Source organism: Janibacter sp. LM, assembly GCF_039631275.1.
In the GTDB taxonomy this organism is placed as follows: domain Bacteria; phylum Actinomycetota; class Actinomycetes; order Actinomycetales; family Dermatophilaceae; genus Janibacter; species Janibacter terrae.
Genome location: NZ_JBDIVG010000006.1, coordinates 277,364 through 286,334, shown reverse-complemented (window position 1 = coordinate 286,334; position 8,971 = coordinate 277,364). Strand labels below are relative to the sequence as shown.

Genomic DNA, 8,971 nt, shown 5'->3' with positions numbered 1-8,971 from the left:
GGGGGGGGGCCCCCCCCGGGGGGGGGGCCCCCCCCCCCCTTCGTACGTGCTGGATCAGGCGCTGCGCTTGCGCGGCTTCTCGCCACGCTTGGCGCGCAGGAGCGCCAGACGCTCCTCGAGGAGCTCCTCGAGCTCGGGGATCGAGCGGCGCTCGAGCAGCATGTCCCAGTGGGTGCGGACGTGCTTGACGGGCTTGAGCTCCGGCTCGGGACCGTCGAGGAGCTTGCCCAGCTTGCCGCAGCGGCACTCCCAGGTGCCCGGGATGTCGGCCTCGACGGAGAAGGGCAGCTCGGTGCGGTGGCCGTCGTCACACACGTAGGTGGTGATCTGACGGTCGCTCGGGACGACGTTGTCCGTCGTCTCCATGCTGAAGCTGACCATGCGCGTTCCGCGCAGCGTGCGCTCTGCCATGTTGCGAGTCTCCTGGTGTCCGTCGGTGCCACGCCCCTGCGCGTGGTCCCGTCTGCGTGCTTCAACGCACGGCGTGCGTTGGATGTTCCTCGACCCTGCTGCTCACTCCGTTGCGGAGCAGGGGGCCCGCCGGCCAGCACCCGTCGAAGGGCCAGCTCCCTCCGCCCTCGCGGGGCGGGATGTGGGGCGACCCCACAGGATAGCGCGGTCGGCCGTGTCGCGCACATCGGCGGGGGATCGGCAGATAGCCTCGCCTCGTGACCGACGCGATGACGCCCCCGGCCGAGCCGACGACCGCCCTGCGCGCCGAACCCGCGGGCGGTGTCGGTCGGATCGTCGGGTGGGCGATGTGGGACTGGGGGGCCCAGCCGTTCAACACGGTGATCACCACCTTCGTCTTCGCCGTCTACCTGACGAGCGAGAGCTTCGGCTCGACCAACACGACCTCCACCGCGCTGGCCATCTCGACGGCCGTCTCCGGGCTGCTCGTGGCGCTGCTGGCGCCGGTCCTCGGGCAGAACTCCGACCGCTCCGGGCGCGGCGTGCGCAACCTGCGCCTGTTGACGTGGGTCCTCGCGGCCCTGTCGGCATCGCTCTTCCTCGTGCGGCCCGAGCCGGCCTACCTCGTCCTCGGCCTGGTCCTGCTGGGCGCCGGCTCGATCGTCTCCGAGATCGCGAGCGTCAACTACAACGCGTCCATCGAGCAGGTGGCCTCGCCCAGCAACATCGGGCGGGTGTCCGGCTTCGGGTGGGGGATGGGCTACCTCGGCGGCATCCTCGTGCTGCTCCTGCTCTTCTTCGTCTTCATCGACCCGGAGGTGGGGCTCTTCGGCGTCACGGGCGAGGACGCGCTCGACATCCGGGTCTCGATGATCGTCTGCGGCCTGTGGATCCTGCTCTTCACCGTGCCGACCTTCCTCGTGCTCAAGGACGCGCCCCGGGACAAGGCACCGCGCGTCGGGATCATCGACTCATACAAGCTCGTCGGTGACTCCCTTCGCCGGCTGTGGGGGCAGTCCCGTCACACGGTCTACTTCCTGGGCGCCTCGGCCCTCTTCCGCGACGGGCTCGCCGGCGTGTTCGCCTTCGGCGCCGTCCTCGCGGCGGGGACCTTCGGCATGTCGGCGGGGGAGGTCATCATCTTCGGTGCGGTGGCCAACATCGTGGCCGGCATCGCGACGATGCTCTTCGGGCTCCTCGACGACGTGCTCGGCCCGAAGCGGGTCATCGTCATCTCGCTCGTCGCCCTGGTCGGGCTCGGCCTGGCGATCTTCCTCCTGCACGACGGCGGCACGATGGTCTTCTGGACGCTGGGACTCGCGATGACCGCCTTCGTCGGTCCCGCCCAGGCGGCCTCGCGCAGCTTCCTCGCGCGGGTCATCCCCGAGGGGCAGGGTGGCGAGATCTTCGGCCTGTACGCCACGACCGGACGCGTCGTGTCCTTCGTGTCACCCGCGGCCTTCGGCGTCGCGATCGCCATCGGCGCGGCGGTCACCGGCGACGACAACACCCAGTACTGGGGCATCCTCGGGATCGGTGTGGTGCTGCTCGCGGGTCTGCTCGTGCTGCTGCCGGTCAAGACCCCGCAGGAGCAGGTGGGCACGCAGGCCGGCTGATCAGCCCGCGTACTCCCAGTGCCACGGCTCGGGGAGCGTGCCACCGGCAGCGGCCCAGGACGGGTGGAACCAGCCGTGGAGCGGGGCGTTCTGCTGCATCCACAGGTGGGCCGGGTGACCGAAGCTGTTGACCCCGCCGCACAGGTCGAGCGCCTTGCCGAGCCCGTGGTTGCTGCGGCCCGGTGTCGCCGCCCACCCACCGCGCTGCTGCTTGGTGACGACCTGCTCGGCGTACGAGCGGTAGCTGTCGGTGACGCACAGCAAGTGGCCGGTGTCGCGCTGGTAGGCCTTGCTCATCGAGTTGAAGGCGGCCGCGGCGTCCGGGCGCAGCGACTCGCCGGGAGCCCCGAGCAGGGGGCACAGCGCGCTCGGCGGGATCTGCCCGTTGGGGTAGCTGCCCGTGTTGGTCGAGCAGGGCCGGGCATCTTCGAACTGGCTGACGTCCTGGCCGAGCTCCTCGAGCGCGCTGGTGAGCCGGTCGCTCGCGCCCTGGGCCTCGTCGTCGGGGATGCCGATGAGCGCGTTGACGACGGGGCCGGACCTGCGCAGCTCCTTCGCGTGCTTGCGCCGCAGGTCGGACAGGGCGGTCTTGCGCTCCTCGAGGACGGCGTCGGCACGTTCCTTGGCCCGGTCGGCACGGCGCTTGGCCGACGCCGCCTTCTTCAGGGCCCTGCTCTTCTTCTTCGTCAGGGAGGCCTTGGTGACCGTGTCCTTGCGGACGAGGTCGACGGTGCGGATGCGCTCGTCGGTGAGATAGCTGAGGTCCCCGGCGGAGCTGCCTGAGGTCCCGGACTCGTCGGTGAGGGTGCCGACCATCGACATCGTGTCGCTGTAGCCGCCGGCCTGCGTGTAGGTGTCGAAGGCCCAGCTGCGCAGGTCCTTGCGCCCCTTGGCCAGCCGGTTGCGGTAGGTGTCGAGCTCGCGCTGCGCGGCGTCGGCCTCGTCCTTGGCCGCGTCGTACTCGTCGCGCGCCTTCGCCTTCTTCTGCAGCAGCGAGTTGGCCTTGGTCGAGTAGGACTTCAGCGACCGCACGGCCGCCGCGATGTCCTTGTCGTCCTTGACGAGGTCGGCGGTCAGCCGGTCGGCCTCCGCGACCTGCGCGTCGAGGTCAGCCCCCTCGAGCGGTGCGTCCCCTTCCGGCGGGGCTGTGGTGTCGGCGCTCCAGGCCGTGCTCGGGTCCGTGACGGCGCTGGTCGTGTTCGCCGGAGACGTCGGTGTCGGGTCGGTCGGCTCGGCCCCGGCGGAGGGGGCGAGCACGACGGCCGTGGCCAGCGAGAGCGCGAGAGCGGTCCGGACGGTGCCGTCCGGTCGGCGAGGGCCACGAAGCATGAAGGGGAACTCCTGGGGAGAGGCAGACCGGCGTCATCGTAGTCGCGATCGTCCCGGGGGTACATGGCCCGTGTGGACGACGCCCGGCGAAGGGCGAGCGCCTCAGGACCTCTTGGCGCTCGCCTTCTTCGCCGGGGTCTTCTTCGCCGCAGTTTTCGTCGTCGCGGTCTTCGTCGTGGTCGACCCCACCGCCTTGGCAGCGGGGGTGCGCTGCTTGGTGCGCAGCCGCACCTGGCGGCGGGAGCCCTCCGCGCGGGTCTCGAGATAGGGCTGCTCGTCGACGAGGCTCGAGAGCTTCTGGTGGCCGAAGGTGCGCGGGTCGAAGTCGGCGTGCGCCCGGCTCAGGTGCTGGCCGACGAGCCCGAGGGCGCTCCACCCGTCGTCACCGGACGTCGCGTTGATCGCCCTGGTGAGGGCCGACTGGAGGTTGATCGTCGGCTCGGCGACGTCCTCGGCAGGCGCGGCGGAACCCCCTTCGTCCGGCTCGTCCTCACGCGACTGCTCCTGGAGCAGCTCGAGGAAGATGAACTGGTCGACCGCACGACGCAGGGACTCGGGGGTCTTGCGCGCGCCGAGCCCGTACACGCGCTTGCCGGACTCGCGCAGGCGGGTGGCGAGACGGGTGAAGTCGGAGTCGGAGGAGACGAGCGCGAAGGCCTCGACGTTGCCCTGCCACAGCAGGTCCATCGCGTCGATGATCAACGCCGAGTCGGTGGAGTTCTTGCCGACCGTGTACGCGAACTGCTGCACCGGCTGGATGGCGTTGCGCTGCAGCTCCGACTTCCAGCCACCGAGCTGGGTGGTCGTCCAGTCGCCGTAGGCGCGCTTGACCGTCGGGGTGCCGTACTTCGCCAGCTCCTCGAGCACGGCCGCGGTGTGCTTGGCGGACACGTTGTCGCAGTCGATGAGGACCGCGATGCGGGCAGAGCTGCTGTGGTCGTCGTCCATGCCCGCAACCTACCTGCGCTCAGACGCGCTGCGTGGCCAGCCACTCGTCGTACGTGCGCGCGCCGATGCGGCTGCCGCCGGGCGAGCAGCAGCTCGCTGCGCCATCTCGGCGACCCGGATCTCCTGCGGCCCGGCGACCGAGGGAGCGGGTCCCTGCGGCGGTCCGGCTGGCAACAGCGATCTTCATGCCCACAGCAGGGCCGACGGACGACTGGTGCTGCAGCGCTATTGGCGCCATGATCCAGCCATGCCCATCACGCGCCGCACCACCGTCATCGCCCTCGCCTCCACCGCCGCCCTCGTCGGCGCAGCCGGAGCCGTCTCCGCCGCCACGAGCAGCACCCCGCCGCAGCTGGCCACCGTCACACACGTCGGCATCTACGAGGGCGCCTTCACGGGCTTCCCGGGCAACACCCACCGGGTCTCCGTGCTCATGAAGCGCGGGAACACCTCGACCTTCGGCAAGAACCAGGAGAACTACGTCCTCGTCGAGTCCTACCGGTGCGCGCCCGGCGCGACCGTCCCGCTCGCCGGGGCCGCCGGCGCGGACTGCCCGATGGCCACGAAGACGTCCATGCGCAACACCGGCTCCGGGGCCTACGTCTCGTCCACCGGGCGCTCGGCCGCGATGACCGGCAACCTCACCTCCCGCTCGGGCAAGTACCGCAAGATCGAGTCCACGCTGCGCTTCTACCAGCAGAGCCCGAGCGGTGAGCACTCCTTCGGGTACGACATGAACGTGCGCAACAACGCGGGTCGGATGACGGGCCTGCTCGGCGGCAAGAAGCCGGTGAACTCCTCGGTGCTCCTCGTCTCGTTCGGCGAGTAGCGGGTCAGCCCTTCTCCTTTCGTCGCTGACGGGGGAGGGGCCGCACGACGAGCACCGGGCACGGGGCCGAGGCCTGGACCCGCTGCGCGGTGCTGCCGACCCGGATCGTCTCGGTCAGGCCGCGGCTCCCGCTGGCGAGCACGATGAGGCCGATGCCCGAGACCTTGGCTGCGCGGATGATCTCGCTCGACGGGGTGCCGCTGCGCACGCGGGTGCGCACGCGGGTCGTCTCGGACCAGTCGTCGAACTCTCCGGCGATCGTCGCGACGGCCGCCTCCGCCTCGGCGCTGAAGGAGGTGCCTGTGAGCGGCTGCGGCGCCGCCGCGTTGTCGGAGATCTCGTCGACGAAGGAGACGCTCGCGAGCGGCCGGGTGACGGCGAGGACGAGGATCTCCTCCACCTTGGTCGGGTCGGCGAAGGACTTGAGGTGCCGGGCCGCGCGCAGGGACTGGCGTGACCCGTCGGTCGCGATGAGGACGTGCATGTCAGCTCTCCAGATCGGTGGTCGGGGTGCCGCCGCCGAGGAGACGCTCGACGACGAAGAGGACGAGGCCGACGCCCAGGAGCGCGGCGCAGTAGAGGAGCGAGCCCGGGTCGTCGTAGATGACGTACCCGAGGATCAGCACGTTGGCGACGACGCCGACGACGAGAAGGACGCGGGGGGCGCGGAAGGTCCGTTCGTGCCGGTCCTGCCCGTCGAGCTTCATCGCGGAGATGATCACGAGCGCGTAGATGAGCAGGGTGAAGACGACGGTGACATTGGCCAGCTGCGCCAGGTCCGCACCGGAGACGAGCAGCCCGCCGATGACGACGAGCGAGAAGAGGATCGCCAACCACGGCACCTGGCGCGAGCTGACGCGGGCGAAGGGAGCGGGGACGACGTCCTCGCGGGCCATGCCGTAGAGGATGCGCGACTCCGTGACGAGGCAGACCAGGCACGTGTTGGTGATGGCGATCATCGCGATGATCGCGAAGAGGACGGTCACGACGGCGACGGAGAAGGGCAGGAAGCCGGCCTGGACGACCTCGAGCAGGGCCGCGTCGGACTCGGCCAGCTGCCGGATCGGCACGACCGAGGCGGCGGTGACCGCGACGAGGACGTAGAGCACGCCGGCGGTGGCCATCCCGCCGATCAGGGCCCGCGGGAAGTCACGGTGCGGGTCCCGGGTCTCCTCGGCGACGTTGGCCGCGTTCTCGAAGCCGGTCATGGCGAAGAACGCGAGGGCCACGCCCGCCAGGAGGCCGAGCGCGGGGTTCTGCTCGGTGGAGAACTCGAGCACGCGGCCGAGGTCGACCTTGTCCTGGACGACCGCGGCCACCCCGATCCCGAGGACGATGAGCAGGCCGGAGAGCTCGATCAGGGTCATGACCATGTTGGCGACCACCGACTCGGTGATGCCGATGAAGTTGACGAGCGCCAGGGCCAGCACGAAGCAGAGGGCGACGACGAGCGCGGGCACGGCGTCCCAGACCTCGCCGAAGTACTGCGCGAACCCCGTCGCGAGGGAACCGGCCGCGGCGTAGCTCGCCGAGAGCATGCAGAAGGTGATGAAGAAGGTGAGCGTCCTGTTGCGGAAGGCCTTGTTGACGTACAGCGCGGCGCCGGCCGCCTGCGGGTACTTGGTGACGAGCTCCGCGTAGGCGAGACCGGTGATCGTGGCCACCGTGACACCCACGGCGAAGGCCGCCCAGAAGGCGCCGCCGACGGCGCCGGCCACGAGCCCGATGAGGACGTAGATCCCCGACCCGAGCACGTCCCCGAGGACGTAGAAGTAGAGCTGTCTGCCACTCACCCCTTGCTTGAGTTCGGAGTCTTCGTTGACGCTGGGGGCGCCACCTGGGCTGGCGGTGTCGACGGACATCGCCCCACACCACCACGGATCCAGACCGGGCTCAACCGCAAGCGCGAGCAGGTGCCGGGACCGCCCTTCGCCGCTCAGTCGTCCCGGTCCGGGCGTGAGCGCCGCCGCTTGATCTCGCTGCGCCGGGTCTTGGCGTCGAGCCGACGACGCTGGGCGCCCCGGGTGCGCTTCGTGGCGCGGCGCGAAGGGGGAGGGGGCGCCAGTGCCTCGCGCAGGAGGGCGGCGACCCGCTCCCGCGCAGCCGCCCGGTTGCGGTGCTGCGACCGGTGCTCCGAGGCGTCGACGGTGAGGACGGTCCCGACGAGCCGTGGGGCGAGCCGGTCGAGGGCCCGCTGCCGTTGGTACTCGGTGAGGGCGGTCGTCGTCGCGAGGTCGAGCGAGAGCTGCACGCGTGAGTCCGTGGTGTTGACGCCCTGGCCGCCGGGTCCGCTCGCGCGGCTGAACTGCTCCGCGAGCTCGGATGCGGCCACGACGAGGCCGCCGGGGAGGCCCGGGCCGGGCGGGACGCGCAGCTCGCTCACCACCTCAGGATGTCAGGGCCGGGGCGAGCGGCCGCCGGTGAGGATCCACGACATGGACTGGTTGTAGGGGGTCTCGACGCCGTGCCGCGCCCCGAGGGCGAGGACGTGGTCGGCGAACAGGGCGACCTCGGTCGGTCGCCCGGCGAGCACGTCCTGGAGCATCGAGGTGTGGCCCTCGCCCGGCAGGCTCGCGAGCACCTCGTCCCAGCGCTCGCGGTCGTGCTCGTCGAGGGTGATCCCCTCGGCGGCGGCGACGGCGACGACCTCGTCCACGAGGGCGAGCATGAGCGAGCGCGCGGGCCCGTCGTGCGTGAAGTCGGCGTAGGGCGCCCGCAGCACCGCGGACGACTGGTTGATCGCCGTGTTGACCATGAACTTCCACCACATCTCGTGGGCCATGTCCGCCGGAGCCTCCCACGCCAGGCCCGCGGTGGTCAGGGCGCCCTGGACGGCCTCGAGCCGGTCCGCGGTCCCGAGCTCGTCGGTGGTGCCGAGGGAGAGGCGGCCGGGGGAGAGGTAGGTGATCTCGGCGCCCTCACGACCAGCGGCCATGCCGAGCGCGATGCATGCGAGGACCTGCTCGGGAGCGAAGCGCTCGGCGAGCACGTGCTCGCTCTCGAGCCCGTTGAGGACGGAGACGAGGGTCGTGCGCGGGCCGACGAAGGGGGCGACGTCCTCGAGCGCGTCCCGCAGCTGGTGGTGCTTGACGGCGACGAGGACGAGGTCCACCGCGTGCGGGTCGTCGTCGAGCGGGGTGACGACCGCCGCGGTCAGCGGCCGACCGTTGACCCGGACGCCCTGGTCGCGCAGGCGTGCTGCGCGCTCACCGGAGGCGACGAGCGAGGTGCGCAGGCCCCCTTCGACGAAGTGCGCCGCGTACATACCCCCGAGGGCACCGGCTCCGACGACGGCCACGGACTCGATCTGGTGGGTGGTCACGCGGCCACGGTAGGCCCCGTCCGCCCGGCGAGGACCGCCGGGGCCAGCGCGGCGAGGGTCGCCGGCGCGAAGACCGCGCCACCCATGGGCTCCGCAGGGGCAGGCCGACGAGCACCCCGCCCCGGCGGTCGCCCACGCGGCTCCAGGCGAGGCTCGCGAGGGTGATGACCAGGGGCGGCAGGAGCAGGCGAAGGGCGAGGGTTTCCACGACCTCGAACTTCACGAGGATCCACCGTGGGTGTCGCGCCGAGATCGAGGCGAGGGCACTCGGGCGGCCCCTGACGATGGTCAGCGAGATGCGGCTGGCGGACTCGGCGGTCCGACGGGAGTCGACGACGAGGTACGGATCGCCTGCCGCGACGCGGCGGAGCTCGAGGAGATCGTCGACCGGTTGCGCCAGGAGCACGGGGTCGTGGCGATCCGCTCGCGGCTGGTGCTGCACGACCTCGCCGTCGAGCCGGGTGGACTCACCGGCGCCTGACGCAGCGTCCGGAGTGAGGACCGCGCGTCCTACGG

General features: G+C 71.4%; 11 protein-coding genes. 3 read left to right on the top strand and 8 right to left on the bottom strand.

Going from position 1 to position 8,971, the window contains the following annotated elements; all coding sequences use genetic code 11:
• Positions 1-54 precede the first annotated feature (54 nt).
• Positions 55-411 (bottom strand): RNA polymerase-binding protein RbpA, encoded by a 357-nt coding sequence (locus tag ABC138_RS05215; protein WP_068324190.1) that lies wholly within the window; start codon positions 409-411, stop codon positions 55-57.
• A gap of 257 nt (positions 412-668) precedes the next feature.
• Here ABC138_RS05215 and ABC138_RS05210 point away from each other — a divergent pair, with 257 nt between their 5' ends.
• On the top strand, positions 669-2,027 hold the full coding sequence (locus ABC138_RS05210) for an MFS transporter (RefSeq protein ID WP_345912933.1): 1,359 nt from the start codon (positions 669-671) through the stop codon (positions 2,025-2,027).
• Here ABC138_RS05210 and ABC138_RS05205 read toward each other — a convergent pair whose 3' ends face one another.
• The 3 genes from ABC138_RS05205 to ABC138_RS05195 all read right to left on the bottom strand — a co-directional run bounded on the left by ABC138_RS05205 (position 2,028) and on the right by ABC138_RS05195 (position 4,491).
• Entirely contained in the window at positions 2,028-3,356 is a 1,329-nt protein-coding gene (locus tag ABC138_RS05205; RefSeq protein WP_068421500.1) for a M15 family metallopeptidase, read from the bottom strand.
• Between the two features lie 102 nt (positions 3,357-3,458).
• Positions 3,459-4,304, bottom strand: coding sequence for an NYN domain-containing protein (locus ABC138_RS05200; RefSeq protein ID WP_345912932.1), 846 nt, complete (start codon positions 4,302-4,304; stop codon positions 3,459-3,461).
• A gap of 19 nt (positions 4,305-4,323) precedes the next feature.
• Positions 4,324-4,491 (bottom strand): hypothetical protein, encoded by a 168-nt coding sequence (locus tag ABC138_RS05195; protein WP_345912931.1) that lies wholly within the window; start codon positions 4,489-4,491, stop codon positions 4,324-4,326.
• Positions 4,492-4,551: 60 nt separating this feature from the next.
• Between ABC138_RS05195 and ABC138_RS05190 the strand changes: the two genes are divergently transcribed.
• Positions 4,552-5,133 (top strand): hypothetical protein, encoded by a 582-nt coding sequence (locus tag ABC138_RS05190; RefSeq protein ID WP_345912929.1) that lies wholly within the window; start codon positions 4,552-4,554, stop codon positions 5,131-5,133.
• A gap of 4 nt (positions 5,134-5,137) precedes the next feature.
• Here ABC138_RS05190 and ABC138_RS05185 read toward each other — a convergent pair whose 3' ends face one another.
• The 4 genes from ABC138_RS05185 to ABC138_RS05170 form a co-directional block, all read right to left on the bottom strand.
• Positions 5,138-5,617 carry a universal stress protein gene (locus tag ABC138_RS05185; RefSeq protein WP_345912928.1) on the bottom strand — a complete coding sequence of 160 codons (480 nt, stop codon included), beginning with the start codon at positions 5,615-5,617 and terminating at the stop codon, positions 5,138-5,140.
• 1 nt (position 5,618) lies between these two features.
• Complete coding sequence (locus ABC138_RS05180; RefSeq protein ID WP_345912925.1) at positions 5,619-6,995, bottom strand: APC family permease; 1,377 nt, start codon at positions 6,993-6,995, stop codon at positions 5,619-5,621.
• A 74-nt stretch (positions 6,996-7,069) separates the two neighbouring features.
• Positions 7,070-7,516 (bottom strand): alternative ribosome rescue aminoacyl-tRNA hydrolase ArfB, encoded by a 447-nt coding sequence (arfB, locus tag ABC138_RS05175; protein ID WP_345912924.1) that lies wholly within the window; start codon positions 7,514-7,516, stop codon positions 7,070-7,072.
• Between the two features lie 12 nt (positions 7,517-7,528).
• Positions 7,529-8,455 (bottom strand): 2-dehydropantoate 2-reductase, encoded by a 927-nt coding sequence (locus ABC138_RS05170; protein ID WP_345912923.1) that lies wholly within the window; start codon positions 8,453-8,455, stop codon positions 7,529-7,531.
• 238 nt (positions 8,456-8,693) lie between these two features.
• Here ABC138_RS05170 and ABC138_RS05165 point away from each other — a divergent pair, with 238 nt between their 5' ends.
• Complete coding sequence (locus tag ABC138_RS05165) at positions 8,694-8,936, top strand: hypothetical protein (RefSeq protein WP_345912922.1); 243 nt, start codon at positions 8,694-8,696, stop codon at positions 8,934-8,936.
• Positions 8,937-8,971: the final 35 nt, after the last annotated feature.

Coding starts and splice junctions, on each gene's coding strand:
- ABC138_RS05190 (WP_345912929.1), top strand. CDS start 4,552: ATGCCCATCACGCGCCGCACCACCGTCATCGCCCTCGCCTCCACCGCC.
- ABC138_RS05185 (WP_345912928.1), bottom strand. CDS start 5,617: ATGCACGTCCTCATCGCGACCGACGGGTCACGCCAGTCCCTGCGCGCG.
- ABC138_RS05215 (WP_068324190.1), bottom strand. CDS start 411: ATGGCAGAGCGCACGCTGCGCGGAACGCGCATGGTCAGCTTCAGCATG.
- ABC138_RS05205 (WP_068421500.1), bottom strand. CDS start 3,356: ATGCTTCGTGGCCCTCGCCGACCGGACGGCACCGTCCGGACCGCTCTC.
- ABC138_RS05195 (WP_345912931.1), bottom strand. CDS start 4,491: ATGAAGATCGCTGTTGCCAGCCGGACCGCCGCAGGGACCCGCTCCCTC.
- ABC138_RS05180 (WP_345912925.1), bottom strand. CDS start 6,995: ATGTCCGTCGACACCGCCAGCCCAGGTGGCGCCCCCAGCGTCAACGAA.
- ABC138_RS05200 (WP_345912932.1), bottom strand. CDS start 4,304: ATGGACGACGACCACAGCAGCTCTGCCCGCATCGCGGTCCTCATCGAC.